Here is a 24,442-nt window from a genome sequence, read left to right as displayed (position 1 = left end):
GGGCTCGATTCGAGCCTCAAGTTCACACACAACCTTGCGGCCTCCCACCGCGACCGCGCCCCCTCACGTTCGGCGGGGCAGCTCGTCCTGGGCGGCGGCGAGCCAGCCCAGCGCGTACTCCAGGTCGGTCGCGGCCGGCCGCCGCCGGTACGAGCGGCTGCCCCGGGCGGCGACCGCGCAGGTCTCGATCCGCCGGCGCAGACCGGCATAGAGGTAAGGGTCGTCGATCGGCGCCGCCTCCGGCCGGGCATCCCGGCGCCGGATCAGCCGGGCGCCCGCCCGGACGGCGAGAGCGGCCCAGAAGCCGGCCACCGCGGCGAGACCGAGCAGCACCGGATCGTCTGTCCGCAGGAGCAGGAAGACCGTCACGCCGGCCAGGGCCGGCAGCACCGGCGCGAACCGGATCCGCAGCACCCGGTATCGGCGGGCTGCCGTGCCCACCTCGTGCCGGGCCTGCCCCAGCCGTGCGAAACCCACCCGGTCCGGCCGCTCCGCGATCCAGTCCCGGCACTGCGCGTCGAGGAGCGCCGCCGCCAGTTCCCGGTCGATGCGCCACAGCCGGGGCGCGACGCCGCCGGCGAACGGGTCGTCCCGCCTCACGGCCACCCCTTCGCGAGATCGTCCAGATAGCGCTCCAGGCAGTCGATCGCCTGGCAGAGCAGCAGATCGGCGTGGGCGAGCCGGCGCACCGTGGGATCGCTGCGGGCGGCCGGCCGCAGTCGCGGCATCGTCCACCGCCCGGTCCCGACGTGCCGCAGGGTCGCCGACACCAGCCGCACCCGGGCCAGTTCCAGCGACTCCGGCACGACGATCAGCCCGGCCGGAGTGCCCGCGCCCAGTCCGGCGGGAGTGCCCGCGCCCAGTCCGGCGGGAGTGCCCGCGCCCAGCCCGGCGGGAGTGCCCGCGCCCAGCCCGGCGGGAGTGCCCGCGCTCAGTCCGGCGGGAGCGTCCGCGCCGCCCGGCCTGCGGGTCTCCGGTGGCATCCCGGCACGCGCGAGTCGCCGGCGCCCCAACGCGATCCGGAACCGCCGGCCCGCCGCCGGCGCCACCAGGAGCGCGGCCGCTGCCAGCAGGCCGAGCACGACCAGCACGCCGCCCGGTCCGAGCCCGGCGAAGCGGGCCAGGGCCGCGGTGAGCGCCACCGCACCGAACGACGCGAGCGTCCCGGCGGCCACCCGGACCGGCGTCGCCACGACGCCGGCGGCCTCGACGAGGACCTCGTCCACCGCGGCCAGGCGGACGCGGGCCGAGCGGATCCAGAACTGGCTCGGATCACCTGTTCCGTTCCGCACCTCGGCCAGCCCGCCGGCCACCAGGGCACGCACGGCGTTCAGCTCGCCAGGCAGCGCGCGGACCGACATGATTCGAGCGTCGCACCGAACTGGCCGCCCGCGCAGGCTCAGTCCGGTGTCAATTTTCCGTCCGCCGGCGCAACGCGGAAGCGACTTCCTCCGGTGTGGACAGTTTCGGCGTGCCGGCCGGCACCGGCGGCCGGTCCACCATCAGCACCGGGATCGCCAGCTCCCGGGCCGCGACCAGCTTCGCGTCCGATCCGCCGCTGTCCTTCGTCACCAGCACGTCGATCCGGTGCCCGGCCATCAGTCGCCGCTCCGCCGCCACGGTGAACGGCCCGCGGTCCAGCACCACTTCCAGCCGCCGGGGCGCGGGCTCTCCCGGCGGCTCGACCGAGCGCGCCAGGAACCAGCACCCGTCCAGCCCGGCGAACGCGGCGAGGCCCTGCCGGCCGGTCGTCAGGAAGACCCGCCGGCCGAGCCGCGGAAGCAGCGTCGCTGCCTCGTCCAGCGACGCGACGCGGTGCCACACATCGCCCGGGGCGGCGGTCCAGCCGGGCCTTCGCAACATTCGCAGCGGTACGCGCAAAGCACCGCAAACCGCCACGGCATGCTCGGTGATCCGGCTCGCGAACGGATGTGTCGCGTCGACGACCACGTCGATCCGCTCGTCCCGCAGATAGGCCGTCAGCCCGGCCACGCCCCCGAAGCCGCCGATCCGCACGTCCCCGGCGGGCAGCAGGGGATCCGAGGTTCGTCCCGCGAGCGAGCTGACCACGGTGTGCCCGTCCGCGACCAGCAGACCGGCCAGCCGGCGCGCCTCCGCCGTCCCGCCGAGCAGCAGCACCCTCACCGCCGGCCCCGCTCCGCCCTCATGGCCTGGCCCGCTCCGTCCTCATGACCGGCAGCGGTCCGCTCCGCCCTCATGGCCTGGCCCGCTCCGTCCTCATGACCGGCAGCGGTCCGCCGAGTAGAGGTGGCTGTCCGGGAACTGTCCCGCGGTCAGCGCGGCGCCCACCACGATCACCGCGGTCCGCCTGATCCCGGCCTCGGTGACCCGGGCCGCGATGTCGCCGAGCGTGCCGCGGACGATCAGCTCGTCCGGCCGGCTGGCCCGGGCCACCACCGCGACCGGACAGTCCACGCCGTAGTTGCCGACCAGCTCGGCCACCACCGCGTCGATCCGCTGAACCGCGAGGTGCAGCACCATGGTGGCCCGGCTGGCGCCGAGCGTGGCCAGGTCCTCACCGGGCGGCATGGCGGTGGCGCGTTCCGCGGTGCGCGTCAGGATGACCGTCTGGGCCACCTCGGGCACGGTGAGTTCCCGGCTCAGCGACGCGGCGGCCGCGGCGAACGCCGGGACGCCGGGCGTCACGTCGTAGGGGACTCCGGCGGCGTCGAGCCGGCGCATCTGCTCGGCGACCGCGCTGAACACCGACGGGTCACCGGAGTGCAGGCGTGCCACGTCGTGCCCGGCCCGGTGGGCGGTGACCATCTCGGCGACGATCTCGTCGAGGGTGAGCTTCGCGGTGTCCACCTTCCGTGCGCCCGGCGGGCACGCCTCGAGGAGTTCGGCGGGCACCAGGCTGCCGGCGTACAGGCAGACCGGCGCCGCGGCGACCAGGCGGTGCCCGCGCAGGGTGATCAGATCCGCGGCGCCGGGACCGGCGCCGATGAAGTGAACGGTCATCGTGGCTCCACCGACCAGATCGTGACGGGCATGAACGAACGCCAGCCGGTGAACCCGCCGACCGGGGATCCGCGCTGCACGGTGAGGCGGGTCAGCTCGCCGCCGTGCTTCGCGTACGCCGCGGCGACCACGGCCTCGGACTCGACGGTCACCGCGTTGGCCACCAGCCGGCCGCCCGGGCGCAGCGCTGCCAGGCAGCGGTCCAGGACGCCGTCGCGGGTCAGGCCGCCGCCGATGAAGATCGTGTCGGGCGCCGGCAGCCCGTCCAGGGCCTCCGGCGCCCGGCCGTGCACCACCTGGAGGCCCGGCACGCCCAGGGCCGCGGCATTGGTGGTGATGGTGGCGATCCGGTCGGCGGACGACTCGACGGCGACCGCCCGGCAGGACGGGTGGCTGCGCATCCACTCGATCCCGATGCTGCCGGACCCGGCGCCGACGTCCCAGAGCAGCCGCCCGGGCGCGGGGGACAGGGCGGCGAGCGTGACCGCGCGGACCTCCCGCTTGGTCAGCTGGCCGTCCGAGACGTACGCGTCATCGGGCAGACCGGCCACCCACGAGGTGGCCGGCCCGTCGCCGCAGTGCACGGCGATCACGTTGAGCGGGTCGCCCGCCGGCGTCGCCCAGTCGCTCGCCGTGCCGGTCACCACCCGTTCGGCCGGGCCGCCCAGCTGTTCCAGAACGGTCATCGCGGACGAGCCATAGCCGTGTGCCCGGAGCAGTTCGGCGACCTCGGCCGGGGTCTGCGCGCCGGCTGCCAGGACGAGCAGGCGCCGGCCCGGGCCGAGCCGTCGCGCCAGCGTGGGCACCGGGGCGGTGACCAGGCTCACCACCTCGGCGGTCGCCAGGTCCCAGCCCATCCGGGCCGCGGCCAGCGAGACCGAGGACGGATGCGGCAGCACCCGGACCCGCTCCGGGCCGAGCAGCCGCACCAGCGTGGCGCCGATCCCGTGGAACATCGGGTCGCCGCTGGCCAGCACGCACACCACCCGGTCCCGTTCGGCCTCCAGCAGCCCCGGCAGGGCCGGCACCAGGGGAGACGGCCACGGGACCCGGCGGGCGACGATCGATTCCGGTAACAGGGCGAGCTGACGGGAGCTGCCGAAGATCACCCCGGCGGTGGTCAGCGCGCTCTGGCTCGTACCAGAAAGGTCGGCCCATCCGCCGGCGCCGACGCCGACCACCGTGACCATCTCCGCTTCCTCCGGACCCACCCGCAGAACCTATCCCGGTCCCGCTGCGCGGAATTTTCCGCATCGGGTTGAGCCAACCGGCGGTCCCACGCGTACCCCATCCTGACGGCACTTTCCGCGGACCGGGCCGTCACGTCAGCCGCAGGGGTGGCAGACGCCGTGAGACGACTGCTGAGCAGGTGAGGACGATGGCCCTACCGGCCTTCCAGGACCAGCGTGAGCTGCCCGACGACGACGGCTATTTCGCCGACCTCCGGGACGACACGCGCCCGAGCTGGGACAACCCGTCCCCACCGGCGTGGTCGAGCGCCCCGTCCGACCAGTACGCCTCGTTCGAGCCGGCCGACCCCTACCGGCGCAGCGACATCGTGGTCGAGTCGCCCGACGACTCGAGCGGCTGGCAGGCCGGCACCGGCGTGCCGATCCCGGACGACCGCCCGCCGGCCGAGGCCACCAGCGGCAACCGGCTCCTGGTCGTGCTGCTGTTCATCTCCGGGCTGGCCACCAGCGTCGCGCTCTGGCTGTTCAACACCCAGGCCGGCGCGGTCAGCGACACCACGTCGCTGATGCTCGCCGCCGGGCGGATCACCGGCCTGATCGGCGGCTACCTGCTCTTCATCCAGCTGCTGATGATGAGCCGGGTCTCCTGGCTGGAGGAGTGGGTCGGCTCCCGGGACCTGCTGATCTGGCACCGCTGGCTGGGCACCTCGCTGCTCACCGCGGTCGTCGCGCACATCGTCTTCATCGTCTACGGATATGCGCTGACCGCCGACACCGGCGTGGTCGACCAGGCCTGGACCGTGATCACCACGTTCCCCGAGATGATCAGCGCGACCGTGGCGACCGGCATGCTGGTCCTGATCGCGGTCGTCTCGATCCGGTTCATGCGCAACCGCCTGCCGTACGAGCTGTGGCACCTGATCCACCTGACCAGCTACGGCGTCCTGCTGCTCGGCTACGGGCACCAGATGGCGGCCGGCGCCGACATGAGCGGCAAGTTCGCCTCGGTGTTCTGGCCCGCCCTCGGCGCGCTGACCCTGGCCGCCCTGATCTGGGGCCGGATCGTCGAGCCGCTCTGGCTGAACGTCCGGCACCGGTTCACCGTCGCCGAGGTGGTCGGCGAGGGCGCCAACACGTTCTCCATCTACATCGACGGCAACCGGCTCGACCGGCTGCCCGCCCAGGCCGGCCAGTTCATGCGGTGGCGTTTCCTGACCGCCAACGGCTGGTGGCAGTCGCACCCGTTCTCGCTCTCCGCCGCCCCCAACTCGCAGTGGCTGCGGCTCACCGTCACGATCGCCGGCGGGCACACCCGCAAGCTGGCCACCATGCGGCCCGGCACCCCGGTCTGGGCCGAGGGGCCGTTCGGCACCTTCACCGCCCAGCGGCGGACCCGCCGCCGGGCGCTGCTGATCGCCGGCGGCAGCGGCATCGCGCCGATCCGGGCGCTGCTCGAGGACATGCCGCCGGACACCATCGTGATCTACCGGGCGAGCCGCCCCGAGGAGCTGGTCTTCCGCGCCGAGCTGGAGGAACTGGCCGAGCAGCGGGACGCCTGGGTGCGCTACATCGTCGGCTCGCGCACCGACCCGGGCCCGGCCCGGCTGTTCACCCCCGAAGGCCTGCGCGGCCTGGTGCCGGACGTGAACCGGCGCGACGTCTACCTGTGCGGCCCGCCCGGGCTGGTGAACGCGGCGGTCGGCACGCTGCGCCAGCTCGACGTGCCGGACAGCCAGCTCCACCTCGACCCGTTCGAGTTCTGACCGCCCCTACTCTCGGGAGTTTTCGCGATGCGACGCAGTACCGCAGCAGCTGTCGGCACCCTCACCGGCGCCGCTCTGATCCTCGGGGTGCGCCTCAGCGTGCAGCCGCCGGACGCACCGATCGCCACCGCGCCGGTCTCGCAGGAGAAGGAGCAGGCCGGCGACGCCGGTAAGGAGGAGGCCGCCGAACCGGAGGCCACCGCCACCAAGAAGCCGGCGAACAACAAGAAGGGCAACGGCGGTCAGGAGAAGGAGGCCGAGCAGGAGGAGGCCGGCCTCAAGGCGGGCACCTACAAGGGCAAGGCCGTCCAGAACCCCTACGGCACCATCCAGGTGACCATCAAGGTCAGCGGGGGCAAGGTCAGCGCGGCCGACGCGTCGTACCCGACCAGCGGTTTCAGCGGCACCATCAACCCGAACGCGGTGAAGAAGCTGAGCCAGGCCACGCTGGCGGCACAGAGCGCCGACGTGGACGCGGTCAGCGGCGCGACCTTCACCAGCGAGTCGTACGTCGAGTCCCTCCAGGCGGCGCTGGACAAGGCCGGCGCGTAAGGTCACTTTCCGTGCGCCACGTCGAACAGGTCATGGGTACGGTCGTGAGCATCGAACTGGCCGATGACCTCCCGCCGGCCCGGCTCACCGATCTCGTCACCGCCACGTGCGCCTGGCTGCACGAGGTGGACGCGCGGTTCAGCACCTACAAGGACGACAGTGAGGTGTGCCGCTTCCGGCGTGGCGAGATCACCCTCGACGACTGCTCGGCCGACCTGCGCCTGGTTCTGGACCGGTGCGCCGACCTGTGGCGGGACACCGACGGCTACTTCGACGCGTACGCCGGCGGGCCGCTCGACCCCTCCGGTTATGTGAAGGGCTGGTCGGTCGAGGTGGCCTCGCAGCGTCTCGCCGAGGCCGGGTCGACGCGGCACTTCCTCGCCGCGGGCGGCGACCTCCGGATGCGCGGCGCCGGGCCCGGCGGACGGCCCTGGCGGGTCGGTGTCCGGCACCCGTGGGAGGCCGACAAGCTGAGCTGGGTCCTCGAGGTGACCGACGGCGCGGTGGCGACCTCCGGCGTCTACGAGCGGGGGGCGCACGTGATCGATCCCCGCACCGGCGAACCGGCTCACGGCCTGCGGTCGGTGACCGTGGTGGGGCCGGACCTCGCGGTGGCGGACGCCTATGCGACCGCGGCGCTGGCCATGGGCCCGCACGGCCTGGACTGGCTCGCGAAGCGGATCGACGAGGGGTACGAGTCGGCCGCGGTCACCGACGACGGCCGCGCCTTCACCTCACCCGGCCTCCCCATCGCCACCCCCTAGCGCCCAGACCTGTGTGTGAACTTCGGGCTCGATTCGAGCCGCAAGTTCACACGCTTGCTCGGCCAGGACGTAGCGCCCTGGCCGGATCCTGTGTGTGAACTTCGGGCTCGATTCGAGCCGCAAGTTCACACGCGGTTTTTAGAAGTCGGCGAACAGGTAGGGCAGGCGGCGCGGGAACAGCGTGCCGAGCGGGCCGATCGCGTCCGCCGTCAGCTCTCCCAGCCCGCGGGTCAGGACCTCCACCGGGTCCAGGACGCCGTAGACCAAGCCACTGAAGCCGGCCGCCGTGAGCGTCGCGGACGGTGTGCCGCCCTCGCTGACGACCAGCCGGCCGTCCTCGGCCGCCAGCCGCCAGACCCCGCCGATCAATGCGTCCCCGGTGATCTCCACGGTCACGTCGCCGGCGCCGACCCGGCTGCCGGCCAGCGCGGGCACGGTCAACACCCGGGCCATCGGGGCGTTGTCCCGCGGATAGTCGACCCGGCCCTCGGTGACCGCGGACAGGTCGGTGCCCCACAACTCCGGCACGTCGTCCACCCCGACGGTGAGCTTGATCCGGGCCACCTGATCGACGTGCCCGGCCAGGAACCGCAACAACAACGCCCGGCCCAGCGGCCCGGTGGTCAGCAGATCGTCGCCGATCAGGCTCTGCCCGTGCCCGTCGATCCGGTAACGCACCGCGCCGACCACCTCACCACCCGACTCGGCCACCGCCACCCACAGCCGGTCGTCCCGGAACTCCGCGGTGCGCGTCGCGTCGAACACGGCGAACCCGTGCCGCTCCGAGACGAGGCGGCGCGTCAGATCGTCGTACGACTGGAAGGCCTCCGTCATCGGCAGGCGGGTGACCGTGCCCGGCAAGTCGCGTCGCAGCAGCTCGCTGAGCCCCTCCGGGGCGAACGTCGTCGTGCGGCGACGGGGAATTCCGACGAAGCCGAACTTCGCGTAGAAACTCGGCCGGAACGGATAGAGCGCGCTCACCGCGCACCCCTCCTCCCGGGTCTGCCGCAACAGCCGCGTCAGCAGCTCCCGCACCAGCCCGCGCCGGCGTGCCGACGGGTGCGTCGCCACCGACGCCACGCCGGCCATGTCGTGCACCACACCCCGCACGTTCTGCCGCATCCGCAGCGCCGCCACCCCGGCCAGCGTCTCCCCGCCCTCCTCGGCGATCAACGTCACCGCCGACTCGAAGAACCGCGTCCGCCGCCGGTACGCCTCCACGTCGTCGGCCGGCCACGGTGACGGCTTGAACGCGTACGCCTGCAGGGGAAAGATCGTCTCCGGCCGCTCGGCCGCGTTGATCCGCCGGATCTCCATCCGCCCATCCAACCGCGCCCCGGATCGGGCTGCCCACGACACGCCGGGGTACCCCGGTTTGGCGTGCGACCCGGCGACCGGCTAATGTTTCCTGCGTCGCCGGGGAAGCCGGGCGACACGCGGACGTAGCGCAGCTGGTAGCGCATCACCTTGCCAAGGTGAGGGTCGCGGGTTCGAATCCCGTCGTCCGCTCGGATCGGCCCGCCACATCGGGGCCACCTCGGTGGAGTGGCCGAGAGGCGAGGCAACGGCCTGCAAAGCCGTGTACACGGGTTCAAATCCCGTCTCCACCTCGTCTCGAACGAGGTTTTACCCGGGCGATTGGCGCAGCGGGAGCGCGCTTCCTTGACACGGAAGAGGTCACTGGTTCGATCCCAGTATCGCCCACGAGTCGGCGGCGGCCTGTGTCAGCAAAATGCGCTGACCTGGCCGCCTCGTCCTTTTAGCGCGACTTCGTCGCGCGCAGCGGGGGCTTCGCCACCCGCACCCCCTCTGCCGGCCGCCTCTGAGTGAGTGGTTGCTGGGAAGGTACGTGGGCGCTGTCACGGTCGCGGTTGTGAGCGGGGTCGGCTCAGCTGTCGGGTTTGTGCGGGGGCGTTGAACGGCGCGGGTGGGATGGCCATGCTCGCGGTTATGCCGCCGAGGCCAGTCCGGGTGCTGGGCGGCGCTTGCCGATAGCAGGTGATTGTCGTGACTGATCCGATCAAGCCCGTCGCGCCACGGCCGGAGCCGGAACCGCCGCCGAAGCCGCCGCCGCCGAAGCCGCCGCCCTACGAGAAGCCGCCTGATCCGCCGCCGTCGCCGACCTCGTCCACGGCGAAGAACGCGCCGGACCCGAGCGTCCGTGAGGCCAGCCGGCAGGCCGAGGAGGCACGGCTCGAAACGCAACGAACCTCCCAGGAGGCGTCCGACGCGGCCGTGGAGCGCAATCTGGAGCAGCAGAAACGTTCCGCCGAGCAGATCGAGGATCGGAAAGAACGGGCCGACCTGGGCCGTGTCCAGGGCGCCGGAGGCTCGGGCTCGGCGTCACCGGTGGCGGACCAGCCCCGGGTCGACACGCAACGAGCCACCCAGATCGTCGAACAGACCAGGGCGGCGCAGCAACGCCAGGCACAGGACTCGGCGGCGCGGCTGGACAACGACCAGCGCAACGATCAACTGCAGGGGGCGGCCCGGGCGGAAACCGCACGCCGGGCGGGAGAGGCCGGCGAGGCCCGCTTCGAGGCCCTGCAGCGGTCCGGTGAGGTGAGCCGGGCATCGCACGATGCGGTCCGGGGCGCCACGGCGTCGGGCTCGTCGGATGCCGTCGAGCGGGCGCACCGCAACAAGGAACTCTCGGCTCAGGCGGTGGAGCAGTCCCGTGTCGGCGAGCAGCAGGCGTCCGCGCGCCTCGACGCGGTGGAGCATGCGTCGGCCGAGGCCGTGGACGCGCTGCACGAGGCGCAGCGGGCCAATGCCAGGGTTGAGGCCGACCGGTTCGATGACGCGAAGGCGGCCCTCCGGCTGCAGAACTTGAAGATAAATGCGCGCCGCTTCCGAACCGGTGCTACCAACCGCGCCCGCGCCGAGGAAGAGGCCGAAAAAGATCAGGTGGAAAAGTCCCTCGCCGCCAAACAGCAAACGGCCGGGGACGCCGGGGACGCGCAGCAGGAGAAGATGCTGGCCGAGAAGCAAGGTGCCGCAGAGCAGGCGAGCGCCGCTCTGCAGAAGGAGAAGCTGCTGGACGCGGCGTACGCCAAGGGCGAAGTTGATCGTCGGCTCGCGCAGGCCGCGGCCGCTGTCGAAGCTCAGGACGCGGCCGCCGCGGCGGAGCATCTGACCGCGGCCGGTGTCGCCGCGAAAGCAGCCGGCTTGGCGAACACCAACCGGCACCTGGGGGACGCGCTCGCCGCGGCCCGGGCCGGACGGCTCGAGCTCGTGCAGCAGGATCTGGGGCGTGCGCGGGACGCGGCCGCGGCGAACGACCAACTGCAGCTCGAGTCGCTGCGAGATCGCGAACGGCTGGGGCACATCGCGGCCATGAATCGGCAGGCCCCGGCGGAGTACGAGGGCGACAAGCGGATCACCGAGAACGAGCACATCGTGCCGCACGCCCAGATGCGGCTCATCACCCGCAACCCGCAGACCGGGCGTTCCGACTTCGACGAGCGGTGGGACGACGAGCGGCAGAAATGGGTCGACGGCAACAACTACCAGAAGAGCACCACACTGCGCGTCGACCGGCCGACCGTCGCCAAGCCGAAGACGCATGACGAGGGTGACGGTGACAACGCCCGGACCGCCGCACTGAAGGCGCAGGTCGCGGGCCGCGGGTCGGTGTCGCTCAACGACGACTTGATCGAGCCGTCGATGAAGAAGACGAAAGACGTCATCAGCGCGTCCGGATCGGACATCACCGACCGCGAGGTGCGGCTCGCCACGATCGGCGAGATGGGTGACCTCTTCGCGATCCAGGATCTGGACGACACCGCGCGCCGATTGCGCGAGTTCGAGGCGTCCTCGCCGCCCGAGCCCCCACAGCACCACGAACCGGGCGACGCCGACGCCGACTGGACCGGCGTGTAGATGACCGGCGTCGAGGAGGCGACCACTGAGGTTCTCGATGCGGCGGTGGCCGCGCTGGCAAGGTTCGACGGCACGGGGAGCGCGGTCGAGGGGTTGCGCCGGCTTGCCACGCAGGTCGGCCAGCCGTGCACCGTCGCCACCGTCGGCGCGGTGAACGCCGGGAAGAGCCGGTTCGTCAACGCGCTGCTCGGCGACGACCTCGCGGTCGTCGGCAACACGGAGACCACGGCCACGATCAACCATTTCGTCTCCGGCGCGCCCCGCCCCGGCTATCCGGTGCGCTGTCACTGGCGTGGCGGGCGGGTCACCGAGGAGAGCGCCCAGTTCCTCGCCTCGCTGCAGGGGGTGGACCCGGCGACGCTGGAACGCGCCAACGGCATCGAACGGCTGGAGTACCTCTCGCCGAGCCCGTTGCTGCGCGGTATCACGCTGGTGGACACGCCCGGTACCGGCGCGACGGTGACCGAGCACATCACCCGGACCGAGGACTTCCTGAACCTGGTGCGGGAGTTGCGCGAACGGCACGACGCCGAGACCGAGCGCATCCACGAGGCCGCGGACGCGATGATCTACCTGGTCGGCGCGGTCGCGCGAACCGGCGATCAGCAGATGCTGGAGCAGTTCGCGGCGGTGAGCAAGGGCCGGGCCCGGGCGATGAACGCGATCGGGGTGATCGCCAAGGTCGACCTGAGTGACGAGTTGCTGGACCGCCGCGATCAACTGGCCGCAAAGATCGCCGGACAACTCGACGCCCAGCTCAACACGGTGGTCCCGGTGTCGGCCGGGCTGGCGCGGGCGATAGACCGCATCTCTGGCGAGCAGCTCGCCGAGCTGGCGGCCGCGCTGCGCCGGATGAGCGACGCTCACCGTGATCTCCTGCTGCAGAACGAAGAACTCTTCTGCGGGTACGAGCCATCCGGCTGCCCGCTGAGCGCGGCGGACCGGCGGGCCCTGCGAGCGGCGGTGCCTGGCGAATGGCGGGTGTTCGCGACCCTCGCCTCGGTGATCGCACAGGACGGCACCACCGCGGAACTGCTTGACCGGCTGGAGGCGATCGCGGGCTTCTCCGCGCTACGGCGGATCCTGCGTGACCACTTCCTGCAGCGTGCGACGTTGCTGCGCTGCTACCGCATTCTGGTGGACGCCCGGCGCCTGCTCCGGAGCTTGTGGTTCGACACGTTGATGCCGCGGCGCCGCTGGGCGGCGGCCGAAGCGGCGCGGCTGCAACGGTTCGTGACTCTGGCCGGTGATGTGCCCGGCGGCGACGAGCTGCGCGACTACCTGGCCGACCGGCTCGCGGACGCCGAACGCTCGGTTCCGCATGAATCCGAGTGGCAGCAGATCGAGCTGCGGCTCACCCGGCTGCTGCGCCGACTGGAAGAGGACAATGAGGACTTCAGCGCGCTGCAGGCGATGGAGGAGGAGCGGTCGGCGTTCACCGACGAGGAGGCCGCGGAATTGCGCGTGCTGCTCGGCATGTACGGCCCGGAGCCCGCCCGCCGCCTGCGCGGCAACGTCGAGATGGCCGCTTGTGCACAGGCTCAGGTTCGCTGGCGGACACTCCGGGACAGCGTGCGCCGGGGTTCGGCACGGCACCGCGTGGCCGACCGCGCGTACGTGCGACTGGGGCTGCTTCTGGAGGATCTCGACGAGTCAGAGCCGCAGGATGCGAAGGGTGTCGAGGACCGGCACCAGTAGCAACGTGCCGCCGGGATCGAAGACGAGCCTCGGGCCGGGCTCGAACGTCTGTGGCGGGCTCGTCCAGTGCAGGGTGCCCGAGGTGGTGTCCCACACCTTGACGGTCTTCCCCTGAGCCGCTGCCACCCAGCGGCCGTCAGCACTCGTCGCAACCGCGCCGTGGCGGCCCTTGACCAGGCGCATCTGGCGGCCGGTATCCAGGTCGTAGGTGGTGACACCAGGACCTCGGCTGACGACCGCGAACTTTCCCGCGACCGCGAGGTCCTCCGCGCCGGGACCGCACTTGATCGTCCGGATGGTTGCGCCGCTGCCGGCGTTTCGCACCACCAGCTCGGTGCTGGACAGCGTGTAGATCCGGTCGCCGAGCGCGAGAGCGCGCCGCCCAAGCCCGCTGATCGTGAAACTGTGGCGTCGCGCCTTCGTCGCCAGGTCGTCGACGAACACGTCACTCCCGAACTGGTAGGCCGTCACGATGAACTTGCCGTCCGGGCTGTAACGGATGTCGCCGATGTTGCCGCCGCTGAACGCGGACCCGGCCTGGGAGCCGTCGCGCACGTTCCAGAAGCGAGTCATGAGTCCGTCGCCGGCCGTCACCATCGTCCGGCCGTCCGGGTGAAAGTCGATGCCGCGGACCGATTTCAGCAGGTGTGCCGTGCGTCCGAGGCGGATGAGGCTCTGCACCGTGTTCACCGGATAGGCGATCGACGTGAGGACCTTGCGCTTGCCGAGGTCGATGACGAAGGCGCGCATCTCGTCACTGCCCACGGCTGCCAGTGTTCCCCGCGCGTTGACCGCAAGACACTTGATGACTCCGGGGACGGCCACGTCGGCCACGAAGGCCGGTCCGTTCCTCCTCTTCATGGGCTTGTCGTGCGGTCGTCTGTGTGCGGCCCTGGTCGGTTCGGAGGCCGGCGGCGTGACGGTCGTGCGACGGGAACGTCGGGGCCACAGCGTTGCGGCGTGATGGGCCGCGCCGAGGGCGACCGCCAGATCGCGGTGTCGCCATGTCTGCGGCGCGATGCCCAGCGCCTCCTTGATGCGGCGGCGCACCAGCGGCAGCTGGGACGAACCACCGACCAGCAGAACCGTGTCGATCGGGAAGCCGTCGCCCGCCGCCCGCTCGGCGACCGCCGCCGTCGTCCGGACGGTCCGCTCGATCAGCGGCCCGATCAGCTCCTCGAACGCGGCCCGCTCGATCGTCGAGGTGAACCGCGTCCCGCCGGCCAGCATCGTGCTGAACGTGGCACTCGTGCTGGACGACAGGCTTTCCTTGCGGCGCCGGCACATGTGCAGGAACGCTGCGTCGACCGTGCCTTCCTGCCCGCTTATCGGCCGGCCGGCCACCCGTGTCGCCTCGTCGTCGAAGTAGTCGTACAGGATCTGGTCCAGGTCGTCCCCGCCGCAGTTCGGGTCGCCGTCCGGCTCCAGCGCCAGGTGGAAACGCGTGTCGCCGGGCTCGCGGGCCACCACGGCCGCGTCGAAGGTGCCGCCGCCGAAGTCGTAGACCAGCACGCCGTCGCCGACCCGGCCGCCGTCGTGCTGGAACGCGAGAGCAGCCGAGCACGGCTCCTCGTACAGCTCGCAGTGGTCGAACCCGGCGTCACCGGCCGCGTCGGCGATCACCCGCTGCTGGTCCGCGTCGTACACGGCGGGCCGGGTGACCACGGCCCGGTCGATCGGCTCGCCGAGGGTGTGTTCAGCGTCCTGCCGCAGCTTGGCGAGGATCGCTGTGGCGACCTCCGTCGGGCGGACGGTGCGCCCGTCCGGCAGCGCGATCCGCGGCGGGGACAGCAGGCGCCGTTTGATGCTGCGCACCACCCGCCCCTGCTCGTCCGGGTCACCGGCCGCGTCGGCGAGCACGTCCAGCGCCTCGGCGCCGACCAGCGTCTCGTCCGATCCGAAATAGACGACTGACGGCGTTTTGTCCAGGCCTTGGGCGTCGGGCACCGTGCGGACCGGACCGCCGGCGCCGGCCGGGCCCGCCATGGAGCTGTTGGACGTGCCGAAGTCCACACCGAGCATCGCCATGGCTCCCAGTCTCACCTGCACATATCGCGATGATGGCCAGCTGTACAGTCTGCGACACTGTCAGTAACCGTTCGGTCGCGGAGGCGTACGTTTCCGGGATGTCGTTGTTGAAGCGGCTGCGACCGGATCGACGCCCGGAGCCCGGGACCTGGATGGCGCTCGTCGAGGACACCGTGGAACTGGTCGACGAGCTGGACCGGGCCGGCGACGGGCCGGACCGGTTGCTCGCCGAGCACGTGATGCTGCGACTCGCCGAGATCCTGCAGCGCTCCGGCGTCGAGGTGATCGACGGCACGGGCGCATATCAGCGGCGCCGGCATGCAACCGTCGGCCGGCCCCCGCGCGGCGCCGGCCGGATCGCCGAGGTGCTCAGCCCCGGCTTCGCGGTCGGGCGACGAGTGTTGCGCCGGGCCCGCGTACGCCTGGAGGAATGATGAACGAGACCGCTGCCGGTACCGTCTCGGTGGTCGACGATCTCGTCGCACGGTCCGCCGAGTTCGACCTGCCGGCCGCGCCGGATCTGTTGCTGGCGTTGCGCGACAAGCTCGCGGAGGACACCTTCGCGGTCGCCCTGCTCGCCCTGGTCAAGGCGGGGAAGAGCACGTTCGTGAACGCGATGATCGGCGCCGAGTACCTGCCGGTCGACCTGGACGCCGCGACGATGCGGGTCTTCCGGGTGCGTGCGGCTGAGCGGGAGGGCTTCCGGCTCCGGTTCGCTGACGGGTCCGCGCAAGTGATCGGCCGGGCCGACCTGGCGCGCTACGGTTCGCAGGCGGCGGCGGATCGCGGCGAGGGAGCCGGTGCGACGGTCGCGGACATCCGGTGGATCGAGGTCGACGTCCCCGGCTCGTTCCTGCCGGACGGTGTGGTCGTCTTCGACACCCCCGGTTTCGGGTCGCTCTACACCGCCCATGCCGAGATGACCCGGGGCTTTCTGCCGTACGCGGATGCTGTGGTCTTCGCGATCGACGCCGGCCACCCACTCGGCCGGGAGGAGATCGCCCTGCTTGAGTCGGTCCTGGAGATCACGCCGCGGATCTTCTTCATCCAGACGAAGATCGACCAGCACAGCCGGGACGTGTGGGAGCAGGCGTTGCGCCGCAATGAGCAGATCATCGCCGAACATTTCGGCGACCGGCTCCCGCGGGCGCGGGTGTGGCCGGTCTCGAGCCGCAACCTGCTGTCGGCCGCCACCAGCCCGGAGCCGGACGCGCTGCTGTTCGTCAGCCGCTATCCGGAGCTGGCGAAGGCGTTGCGTGACTTCATCGACGACATGTGCGCGATGCCCCGCGCGGCCGACACGCTGGTGGTCGCGGCGAACCATCAGGTGGTCGGCGAGCGGATGCTGCAGGCCCGCCTGGAATCGCTGACCGGCGACCAGAACGGTGATCGGCGCGAGGACGTCGACAAGCGCTGGCGCCGGTTCGCCGGGGAGTGGGGCGAGAGCGGCGGCCGCCGGGCAGCCATGCTGACCGAGACCCGCCGGGTGACGATGCTGGGCAAACAGGATTTCCGTGAGTCGTTCGGTCCAGCCGGGGCGATATGGGCGGTGATGCAGAAACGCATCGACGAGGTGGACTCGGTGGACGCGGCGAACCGCCTCGGCGCCGAACTGGGCGCGCTGGTCACCGCTGCGGCTGCCGACGAGTGGGCGCGGGTGACCAGGGTGACGGGTGAGCGGTACGCGGCGATCCTGGCCCCTTTCCTGGCCGACGCGGACACTGTGCTCGCCGAGGACTACCTGACCGGCACGGTCGCACGATCAGAGTTCGCCGCCGTGGAGAACGCGGTGTTCGAGCGGATCCGCGCGTCCTACGGCTACGTGATGCCGATCTACACCGTGGCCGCCATCGCGCTCAGCGTCATCGGATCGCCGCTGGTGCTCATCCCCGCGGCCGGAGGGGCGCTCTGGGCGATGAGCCGTGGCTGGAAGACCACCGGCGCGGCCCGGGCGAAGGCCGCCCGGTCACAGCTGGAGCAGCACCTCCGCACGGTCATCCACGAGGTACAGCAGTTCTACTTCGCCGTCGAGCTGGGCGAGGGCCGGTTCGGTCGGGTGGACGAGTACTTCGCCGCGCTGGAGGAGCAGCTGTCCGGCCGCGTCGACGAGATCGCGCGGCAACGAGTCGCCGAACTGCACAAGGAGTTCGCCCGCTTGGAGGCGCAGGCGCAACTCGAGGCCGAGCAGCGAGCCTCAGTTGAGCAGGAGCTGCGGTCCGCCGCCGGCGAGTGGGCCGCCCTCGGGCGCCGCATCATCGCCTTGTTCGACCAGGCACGGCCGGCGCCGTCCACCGGTCGTTGAGCACCCGGCACGGTCGGCGACTCCGTCACCCATCGGGCACTGTCCGGGATCAGGCAGCGTGGCCGCGCCGGCGGGTGTGTGCTCGGTGCATGCCGGTGGTGCTGCGGGTGGCGGACGGCCGGGAGATCCGCCGGGTGCGACACTCAAGGGATTCCGACGACCCGGTGACCGGCGTGGCGCTCTCCCACGACAACACCTGCCTGGCAACGGTCGCCGGGGACCACACCGCGCGCCTCTGGGACGCCGGGGACGGGCGGGAACTCGTCGTGCTGCACGACGCGACGGAGTTGGGCTCGATCACCTTCAGCCCTGACGGGGAGCGCGTCGCCATCGGCACCGACGTCGCGGCCGATGTCGATCTCGCCGGCGTCCGCATCTGGGATCTGCAGACGTCCGCGTTGGTGCGCGACCTCCCGACTTCGTTCGTCGACCAGGTCTTCTACCGTCTCGACGGTCTGCTCCACGTCGCCTCCGCCAACGGAGTGCAGTTCTTCGATGCGGCGACCGGCGAACTGCACGCGGACATCGAGTTCGAGCAGTACCTGAGCGACGTCGCCGTGTCCGGGGACGCCTGGTCGGTGGTGACCGGCGGAGGCGGCGGCGCATGGCTGCGCGGTCGGCGATTTCGAGCTCGGCGACATGTCTGACATCCTCGCCCTCACCCCCGACGGTCGTCACCTGATCAGCGCCGGAGTCAGCCTCTGCTGCTACGACCTCGCCGACTGGCACTCAGGCGGTCTGCCGAGGGCCCAGGGTCTGTCCCGCGGATCACCCGGGGCTGCGGCGTGGCCCAGCCGGCGCCTGACGGCGTCCGCAGAACGACCAAGTACAACCCCGGTATGAGGCCGCCCTGCGGCCCGACGCGGCCACCACCTGGCCCTCGCCTCGCACCCGCGCGACCCGCTGGACAGAACACCTAGTCGCCGTTACATGCTGGTGGTGCTCAGCAGCGGTGGGCGAGCCCTGCGTTCGGGTTCCTGGTGGATCACGGCTGTGAATTGTTGTGGGGGCATGGGGCGGTGCAGGTGGTAGCCCTGGCCGAGGTGGCATCCCATGGTGGTGAGGGCCTGTAGTTGGTCTGCGGTTTCGATGCCCTCGGCTACCACTTCGAGGTTCAGGGCTCGGCCCAGGTCTACCACTGCGCGTACCAGGGCGTTGTCCTGGGGGGACGTGGTTACGCCGGTTACGAAGCTTCGGTCGATCTTCACCTGGTCCACCGGGAACTGGCGTAGGTAGGACAGCGAGGAATAGCCGGTTCCGAAGTCGTCGACTGCGAGGCGTACTCCGCGCTTTTTGATCAGTCGTAGGTTGGTCAGTGCCTTTGCCGGGTCGGTGGTCAGCACGGTTTCGGTCAGTTCGAGGGTCAGGGCGCTTCCCTCAAGGGCTGCCGCGTCCAGTGCGTCGGCCACGTCGGTCACGAAGCGGTCGTCGGTGATCTGGCGGGCGGAGACGTTCACGGCGACGGTGAGGCCGGGCAGCGAGCGGCGCCAGGCGGCGATCTGGGACACGGCCTCGCGCAGCACCCAGCGGCCGACCTCGTTGATCAGGCCGGTTTCCTCCGTGATGGGGATGAACTGGTCGGGCGGGACGACCCCGCGCCTCGGATGGTGCCAGCGCAGCAGGGCCTCGACGCCGTCCAGTTCCCCGGTGTTCAGCCGCACCAGCGGCTGGACGTCGAGGCGGAACTGGCCGGCCGCCAAGGCGCTCTGCAGGTCGGCCCGCAGCTCCAGCCGGGCCAGCTGCTCGGCGTGCATCTCCGGTTCGAAGACGACGACCCGGCCGGCCCCGGCTCGCTTCGCCCTGTACATGGCGACGTCCGCATTGCCCAGCAGCTCGCCGGCCGCGGTGCCGGCCGCCCGGGCCGCGATGCCGATGCTGGAACCGATGTAGACCAGCCGCCCTGCGATCGGGAACGGTTCGGCGACCTCGATCACGATGCGTTCGGCGACCACCCGGGCTTCCTCGACCGAAACGCCTTCCAGGAGTACGGCGAACTCGTCACCACCCAGCCGGGCCGCCAGATCCCCGGTGCGCAGACAGCCGAGGACGCGTTCACTCACCGCGGCGAGCAGTTCATCGCCCGCGCTGTGGCCGAGGCTGTCGTTCACCGACTTGAACCGGTCGAGGTCGATGAACAGAATGACGACGGCCGCGATCCGGGCGTCGCCCAGGGCCTGGTCGAGACGTTCCAGGAAGAGTTTGCGGTTCGGCAGGCCGGTGAGTGGGTCGCGGTACGCCTCCCGCACCGCCTCCACGGTGCGGGCGTCGGTCAGCGCCAGGCTGATCTGCTGGCCGAAGGCCGACAACAGGCTGGTGTCCTCCGCGGCCCCGTCGAGCCCGACCGCGACGAGGCTTCCCGCCACGGCGCCGCTGACGTCGAACGGCGTGGCCAGCGTCAGATCGCCGGACGGCCCGGAACGGCGCACCGTCTCTCCCGCGGCGATCGCTTCCGCCGCGGGTCCCAGAGCGGCGTTCGCTGCGCCGGCCGGCTCCGGCCAGTGCGCCCGCGAGGCCACGATGAGGCTGCCGGGTTCCGCCGGATCCGACAGCACCAGTGCGATCGGCGCCTGCCCCAGAAGCCGCGAGACCCCCTCCGTGATGGCGTCCAGAACCGACTGCAGCGGTTCGCGCCGGGAGATCGCACGCTGGATGGAAAGCAGCGTCTCCAGCAGGGCCTGCCGGGCGCGGACGACCTCCAGCAGCTCCAGTCGCTGCTTGGCCTCGCGGGCCCGCTCCTCCCGCAGCGCCCGCTCGGTCGTGAGGATCCGCAGGTTGCGCAGCGCGAGACCGAGCACCTGGGCCATGCCCTGAAGCATCTGGCGTTCCTCGGTGCTGAACTCGTCGTCGATACGCGCGACCGCGAGCTCGCCGTCGATGTCGCTGCCGAGGGCGGCCTGCGCCCCGTTCGCCTCACCCAGCAGCGGCAGCTCCAGTGCCGGCCCGCCACGGAGGGCCGGGCGCAACTGGTCGGCCGGGACCGTCACGGGTAGACCGGTCAGGCCGCGCACGCCGTCCTCACCGGTCAGCAGGACCGCACCGACCTCCGCGTCGAGGGCCTCCAGCGCGCGTTCGACGGCGACCCGGATGGCCACTTCCTCGTCAGCCGAGGCGCTGACGGCCGTGAAATATTCGGTGAGCTGGTGGGTCGACCAGTGCAAGGGCATGGGCAGCCGCTCAGGCCAGCGCGAGAGTCACAACGGTCAGCCGGTGCAGGCCACGTGCGCCACGCGTGCGCGCGAACTCGCCGTAACTGTAGAAGCCGGCCAGCGGGACACCGGCGGTCTCCCGTTCCATGGCGGCGACCTCCCGCTTGATCCCCTCCGGGCCGAGCACCGTCTTGCGAACCCCGCAGTCGAACGCGAGAAGCCCGACCGGCTCGGCACCGTCCAGCGCATCGATGGCCTGACGGCACGACACCGCACCCGCGTCGACGACCGAGTCCTCCTCGGCGGCCATCACCCAGGCCAGGGCGCCCTGCGGTGTGTCGGCCAAGAAGAGCAGAGATTTGTCTTCCGGGTCCCAGCTGTGCGCGATCCGGATGTCCTCACCGGTGCGCCGGGACAACCCGAGCGGGTTACCGAAAGCAGCCACCTGGAACGCCCCGGGGCTTTCGAGCACCGAGCGGTCGATGCCGGTGCGCTCGAGGAAGACGTCGAGGGCCGGCGCGCCGTCAAGCTCGTACAGCCGGCCGTGCTCGCTGCGTGTCACGATCATCGGCTCGCCGCGCTTCTGCCAGCCGTGCGCGATGCCGATGCCCAGCTTCGCGTCGGAGCCGAGGCCCACGCCGATCACCGCGTCGGTCAGCACCTCCACACCGCCCCGGTCACCGAAGAACTGGTGGGTCTGGCGGAGCCGCATGTCGTCACCGGCACACCCGCCGACCAGCGGCACCAGAGCGCTCGCGACCGAATAGGCGCCGCGCACCACCTCGTCCTGCTCACTGAGCAGCCCGTCGCACAGCAGCAGGCCGGCGCGGTGCTCCTTGGTCAGACCGGCCACTCCTGCCGCGGCGCTCGCTCCGGCCTCCTGCCGCTGGGCCGACACGTTCCGCGCCACGGAGGCACGCACCTCGAGGCCCGGACCGCCCAGGGCCACGACGACCACACTCTCCGCAGCGGGATCCCCGTAGCCCGGGGTCACGTGACCGGCCGTGGTGCAGCCCACGATGACGGTGTTCGCGTCAGCCTGAGCCCGGACCGCATCCAACAGGCGCGCGAAGTCGTACCGAACGGCGCAATAGACGATCAGCAGCGCCGGGCTGCGGCCGGCGATCGCCTGGACCGCCGCGGCGGATCCGGCGGTCGCGGCATCGGGGTCCTGGCTGTAACCGGTGCCCATCCAGCGGGCCGGCTGCTCCGTCCGGTGCTCCATGCCGTTGACATCGGCGGCGGACGGGCGAACCTGAGCGGACGGCCGATCAGCGCAGTTTCGCGTTCGACCGGTTCAGGCCGGGAAGCGTAGTGCCGGGCCGAAGCCGCTGTCCCTGGTTCGTGGCGACGCGACGGCTTCCGACGTGCAGGGTGGCTCCGTCGTTGCGGTGCCGGTGCCGAGCCGCATGGTGGCTCGGTCGGCTGTTGCCTCGCTGGCCATGGCCGTACATCGGCATCTGGAATTCCCTGGGTGGGCGGTTCCTGGGCGTTATATGTCGCAGGGCAGATCGCCGTCACCTGTTGCTGCGGCGTCCCGAATCCCCCGTGTCCTCGGGCCGGGCGACCTGTCCCTGCGACTGGTTCAATGGTGGCTGCTGGACCTTGTACGAAGCCTGGGTAACTCGTGGCGGGTCTTACAGAGTTCTTGAATCCGCTGTTCAGGGCCGCGACGGGCAGGTCGGCTGTCCACGTTCATCGATCCCCGCGCGCCCGGCGCGTGTGAAGATCGGGCGATGAGTGACGTGTTTCAGGTGCGCATCGCGGTCCGAGGTTACGAGCTCGACCTGCAGGGCCATGTGAATCAGGCCGTCTACCTCCAGTGGGGCGAGCATGCCCGGTGGCAGTGCTTCCTGGCCGCCGGACTCACGCCGGAGGTGCTGGTGGGGGCCGGGATCGGGCCGGTCATGCTGGAGACGACCATCCGGTACCTGAAGGAACTGCGGGCCGGGGACGAGGTCGACGTCAGCTGCCGGTTCCTTTGGGGTACGGGAAAGACGTTCCGGGTCGAACAAGACTTCCTGCGCGTCGACGGCACACCGGTGGCCCAGGTCACCGGTGTCGCGGGGATCCTCGACCGGGCCACCCGGCGGCTGGTGGCCGATCCGGTGGAACGGTTGCGCGGGCTCGCCACCGACGTCACCCTCCTCGGCCTGGACCGGTGACCGACCGCCGGTTTCCGGTGCGCGACGCCGGCTCTGGCTGCCGAAACGGGTGATACGCCGGTCCCGGCGGGATGTGCGAGATTATCGCGCGTGCTAGAGGAATCCTTCCAGGCGTACACCGCGGGTCACACCGACGGCGCCGCCGGACACCGCGACCAGCAGCTCGCCGACAACCCGGACACCGGCACCGACTACCGCGTCGGCGTCGTCGACGGCAGCGTGGCCGCCTTCCAGACCGCGCTCCTCGCCGAGGTCCGGCGCCTCCTCGGCGAGCCGCACTGACCCGCTTCGTCACCGGGTGGTCACCCCCGCTTTGTCATCGCCGCCACCCCTCGGCTAAGGTTTCATCCGTCGCCGGGAAACCGGAGATGTGCGGACGTAGCGCAGCTGGTAGCGCATCACCTTGCCAAGGTGAGGGTCGCGGGTTCGAATCCCGTCGTCCGCTCGGAGCGGCCCGCCACATCGGGGCCACCTCGGTGGAGTGGCCGAGAGGCGAGGCAACGGCCTGCAAAGCCGTGTACACGGGTTCAAATCCCGTCTCCACCTCGCACCAGCACGGCGAGGGCGATTGGCGCAGCGGGAGCGCGCTTCCTTGACACGGAAGAGGTCACTGGTTCGATCCCAGTATCGCCCACGAGTCGGAGGCGGTCTGTGTCAGCTGAGAAGCGCTGACCTGGCCGCCTCGTCCTTTTGGCGCGACTTCGTCGCGCGCAGCGGGGGCTTCGCCACCCGCACCCCCTCTGCCGGGCGCCCTCTGCGTGAGTGGTTGCTGGGAAGTGCTGCTCGGGCGGCTGGCTGGTGTTGTCGCTGGGTCGCGTTGAGCCGCTGAGCCGCTGGGCTTTGCTCGTGCCGTTGCGGTCCTTGTGAAGTGCTGGCCCTGGGGGCCTCGACTAACCATGGCCAGGGGCTGAGAAAGTCTGTGGTGTGGGGGGTAGATTTCTTGCGGCGCGTCGGCTAGTGTTTCTTCTGTTGATGACGAGGGATCAAGAAAAGACGTTGAGGAGCCGAGCGTTAAGCAGGGCCCGGAATCAGTTCGTGGCTCGCTCGGCATGACGGTGACGATGTGGTGGTCGCCGTCCAGTGGTCAGCAAGACAAGACCCTGACGTAATTCCAGGTCAGGGCAGTTCGTCGCACGTGTGCGGGGCCATGAAGTCGCGTGGGGTTCCGGCACCGGCGAGCGGCACGACAGCAAGTCGAAACAGTAAGCAGAGGAAAGGGAGGGTCGAACACCGTTGGATCGCCCGCCGCCGGGTCTTTCACAGGCCGGAGGGTGGACACCGCAGTTGCCTTCGAAAGAAAGGTGGTCTTCGGTCACGCATATGCGATCCTCGCATCCCGATCCGTCGATGACGGCAGATGCGGAAAAGACAAACCGATGATCCTGTCGGTAGATGGTGTGATAAACCCGTAAACCCTGGGCCCCGGCGCGAAATGCGCCGGGGCCCTCATCGCGGAGGTGTAAGTGGCTCAACCCGAGGACATGTTCGGTGACGACGACTATCCGGCCTACACGATGGGCCGTGCTGCGGAGATGGTGGGGACGTCGCAGGAGTTCCTGCGCCGGCTCGACGAGTTGAAGTTGTTCACCCCGTTCCGGTCGGCCGGCGGGCACCGTCGTTACTCGCGTTATCAGCTGCGCCTTGCCGCACGAGCACGAGAAATGGTCGATCAGGGCACCGCGCTCGAGGCCGCGTGCCGGATCATCATTCTTGAGGATCAGCTCGAGGAAGCACTCGAACAGAACCGCAAATTCCAGAGCGAGCGGTCGACCGGCACCGTTTGATCGCGACCAATCACGGTCTCTTCCCAGTAGGAAGGGGCCGTTCGTCGTATCCGGGCGAGATCTCGTCAGCCTCGCAGACCCGTCAGGTCCACGCGACCCGGCTGACGGCCGCGCCTGTGCCGGGTCCGCCGGCTGAACTCGGTGCCCGGAGTCCTCGGCTCCTCGGCCCGGCTCCTCGGCCCGGCT

The 24,442-nt window shown here is 71.1% G+C and carries 20 protein-coding genes and 6 tRNA genes; 17 read left to right on the top strand and 9 right to left on the bottom strand.

The genetic code is table 11. The annotated features are described in order from the left end of the window. Positions 1–63 precede the first annotated feature (63 nt). The 5 genes from AC0NH5_RS00885 to cbiE form a co-directional block, all read right to left on the bottom strand. Positions 64–600, bottom strand: a complete 537-nt coding sequence (locus AC0NH5_RS00885) for a hypothetical protein (protein WP_474398693.1) — start codon at positions 598–600, stop codon at positions 64–66. Continuing rightward, entirely contained in the window at positions 597–1,361 is a 765-nt protein-coding gene (locus AC0NH5_RS00880; RefSeq protein ID WP_474398691.1) for a hypothetical protein, read from the bottom strand. Before AC0NH5_RS00880 ends, AC0NH5_RS00885 begins: the two co-directional genes overlap by 4 nt. Positions 1,362–1,410: 49 nt before the next feature. Further along, on the bottom strand, positions 1,411–2,145 hold the full coding sequence (locus AC0NH5_RS00875) for a cobalt-precorrin-6A reductase (RefSeq protein WP_474398689.1): 735 nt from the start codon (positions 2,143–2,145) through the stop codon (positions 1,411–1,413). Positions 2,146–2,238: 93 nt separating this feature from the next. Beyond that, positions 2,239–2,982: a precorrin-4 C(11)-methyltransferase gene (gene cobM, locus AC0NH5_RS00870; RefSeq protein ID WP_474398687.1), complete on the bottom strand. Its 744-nt coding sequence runs from the start codon at positions 2,980–2,982 to the stop codon at positions 2,239–2,241. After that, the gene (gene cbiE, locus AC0NH5_RS00865) at positions 2,979–4,193 is read right to left on the bottom strand and encodes a precorrin-6y C5,15-methyltransferase (decarboxylating) subunit CbiE (protein WP_474398685.1); all 1,215 of its coding nucleotides are present in this window, start codon (positions 4,191–4,193) and stop codon (positions 2,979–2,981) included. The genes cobM and cbiE overlap by 4 nt, the downstream gene beginning before the upstream one ends. 167 nt (positions 4,194–4,360) lie before the next feature. On the opposite strand from cbiE, the gene AC0NH5_RS00860 reads away from it, so the two are divergent. From AC0NH5_RS00860 to AC0NH5_RS00850, 3 genes are read left to right on the top strand one after another with little or no spacing between them, the layout of a single operon-like run. Continuing rightward, positions 4,361–5,935 (top strand): ferredoxin reductase family protein, encoded by a 1,575-nt coding sequence (locus AC0NH5_RS00860; RefSeq protein ID WP_474398683.1) that lies wholly within the window; start codon positions 4,361–4,363, stop codon positions 5,933–5,935. Positions 5,936–5,962: 27 nt separating this feature from the next. Beyond that, positions 5,963–6,487, top strand: coding sequence for an FMN-binding protein (locus tag AC0NH5_RS00855; protein WP_474398681.1), 525 nt, complete (start codon positions 5,963–5,965; stop codon positions 6,485–6,487). A gap of 32 nt (positions 6,488–6,519) precedes the next feature. Next, positions 6,520–7,251 carry an FAD:protein FMN transferase gene (locus AC0NH5_RS00850; protein ID WP_474400295.1) on the top strand — a complete coding sequence of 244 codons (732 nt, stop codon included), beginning with the start codon at positions 6,520–6,522 and terminating at the stop codon, positions 7,249–7,251. A gap of 138 nt (positions 7,252–7,389) precedes the next feature. Here the strand turns inward: AC0NH5_RS00850 and AC0NH5_RS00845 are convergent, their stop codons facing one another. Beyond that, the gene (locus AC0NH5_RS00845; RefSeq protein WP_474398678.1) at positions 7,390–8,568 is read right to left on the bottom strand and encodes a GNAT family N-acetyltransferase; all 1,179 of its coding nucleotides are present in this window, start codon (positions 8,566–8,568) and stop codon (positions 7,390–7,392) included. A 119-nt stretch (positions 8,569–8,687) separates the two neighbouring features. Here AC0NH5_RS00845 and AC0NH5_RS00840 point away from each other — a divergent pair. The 5 genes from AC0NH5_RS00840 (at position 8,688) to AC0NH5_RS00820 (ending at position 12,831) form a co-directional block, all read left to right on the top strand. Beyond that, a tRNA-Gly gene (locus tag AC0NH5_RS00840) sits at positions 8,688–8,760 on the top strand. 30 nt (positions 8,761–8,790) lie between these two features. Beyond that, positions 8,791–8,861, top strand: a tRNA-Cys gene (locus tag AC0NH5_RS00835). Positions 8,862–8,883: 22 nt separating this feature from the next. Further along, positions 8,884–8,955 (top strand) — tRNA-Val (locus tag AC0NH5_RS00830). A 303-nt stretch (positions 8,956–9,258) separates the two neighbouring features. Further along, positions 9,259–11,133, top strand: a complete 1,875-nt coding sequence (locus tag AC0NH5_RS00825) for a hypothetical protein (protein WP_474398675.1) — start codon at positions 9,259–9,261, stop codon at positions 11,131–11,133. Next, a complete protein-coding gene (locus AC0NH5_RS00820; RefSeq protein ID WP_474398673.1) occupies positions 11,134–12,831 on the top strand; it encodes a dynamin family protein in 1,698 nt (565 codons plus the stop codon). On the opposite strand, the gene AC0NH5_RS00815 is transcribed toward AC0NH5_RS00820, so the two are convergent. Next, complete coding sequence (locus tag AC0NH5_RS00815; RefSeq protein WP_474398670.1) at positions 12,787–14,859, bottom strand: Hsp70 family protein; 2,073 nt, start codon at positions 14,857–14,859, stop codon at positions 12,787–12,789. The genes AC0NH5_RS00820 and AC0NH5_RS00815 overlap by 45 nt on opposite strands. Positions 14,860–14,957: 98 nt before the next feature. Here AC0NH5_RS00815 and AC0NH5_RS00810 point away from each other — a divergent pair, with 98 nt between their 5' ends. From AC0NH5_RS00810 to AC0NH5_RS00800, 3 genes are all read left to right on the top strand, one after another. Next, positions 14,958–15,293 (top strand): hypothetical protein, encoded by a 336-nt coding sequence (locus AC0NH5_RS00810; protein ID WP_474398668.1) that lies wholly within the window; start codon positions 14,958–14,960, stop codon positions 15,291–15,293. Then, complete coding sequence (locus tag AC0NH5_RS00805; protein WP_474398666.1) at positions 15,293–17,161, top strand: dynamin family protein; 1,869 nt, start codon at positions 15,293–15,295, stop codon at positions 17,159–17,161. The genes AC0NH5_RS00810 and AC0NH5_RS00805 overlap by 1 nt, the downstream gene beginning before the upstream one ends. 89 nt (positions 17,162–17,250) lie before the next feature. After that, the gene (locus AC0NH5_RS00800) at positions 17,251–17,808 is read left to right on the top strand and encodes a WD40 repeat domain-containing protein (RefSeq protein WP_474398663.1); all 558 of its coding nucleotides are present in this window, start codon (positions 17,251–17,253) and stop codon (positions 17,806–17,808) included. 279 nt (positions 17,809–18,087) lie between these two features. Here the strand turns inward: AC0NH5_RS00800 and AC0NH5_RS00795 are convergent, their stop codons facing one another. Together AC0NH5_RS00795 and AC0NH5_RS00790 are read right to left on the bottom strand one after the other, a co-directional pair. Further along, entirely contained in the window at positions 18,088–20,325 is a 2,238-nt protein-coding gene (locus tag AC0NH5_RS00795; protein ID WP_474398660.1) for a putative bifunctional diguanylate cyclase/phosphodiesterase, read from the bottom strand. Positions 20,326–20,335: 10 nt separating this feature from the next. After that, the gene (locus AC0NH5_RS00790; protein WP_474398658.1) at positions 20,336–21,532 is read right to left on the bottom strand and encodes an FIST signal transduction protein; all 1,197 of its coding nucleotides are present in this window, start codon (positions 21,530–21,532) and stop codon (positions 20,336–20,338) included. Positions 21,533–22,043: 511 nt separating this feature from the next. Between AC0NH5_RS00790 and AC0NH5_RS00785 the strand changes: the two genes are divergently transcribed. The 6 genes from AC0NH5_RS00785 to AC0NH5_RS00760 all read left to right on the top strand — a co-directional run bounded on the left by AC0NH5_RS00785 (position 22,044) and on the right by AC0NH5_RS00760 (position 24,256). Continuing rightward, complete coding sequence (locus AC0NH5_RS00785) at positions 22,044–22,472, top strand: acyl-CoA thioesterase (protein ID WP_474398657.1); 429 nt, start codon at positions 22,044–22,046, stop codon at positions 22,470–22,472. Between the two features lie 90 nt (positions 22,473–22,562). Beyond that, a complete protein-coding gene (locus tag AC0NH5_RS00780; RefSeq protein WP_474398655.1) occupies positions 22,563–22,754 on the top strand; it encodes a hypothetical protein in 192 nt (63 codons plus the stop codon). Between the two features lie 90 nt (positions 22,755–22,844). Beyond that, positions 22,845–22,917: transfer RNA gene (locus AC0NH5_RS00775), tRNA-Gly, on the top strand. A 30-nt stretch (positions 22,918–22,947) separates the two neighbouring features. After that, positions 22,948–23,018, top strand: a tRNA-Cys gene (locus AC0NH5_RS00770). 16 nt (positions 23,019–23,034) lie between these two features. Next, positions 23,035–23,106, top strand: a tRNA-Val gene (locus AC0NH5_RS00765). An 847-nt stretch (positions 23,107–23,953) separates the two neighbouring features. Beyond that, positions 23,954–24,256 carry a MerR family transcriptional regulator gene (locus AC0NH5_RS00760; protein WP_474398654.1) on the top strand — a complete coding sequence of 101 codons (303 nt, stop codon included), beginning with the start codon at positions 23,954–23,956 and terminating at the stop codon, positions 24,254–24,256. Positions 24,257–24,442 lie beyond the last annotated feature (186 nt).

The organism is Actinoplanes sp. 13 (genome assembly GCF_056134165.1).
The sequence above is the reverse complement of the archived record's forward strand: the minus strand, read 5'-3'. Positions and strand labels throughout refer to the sequence as shown.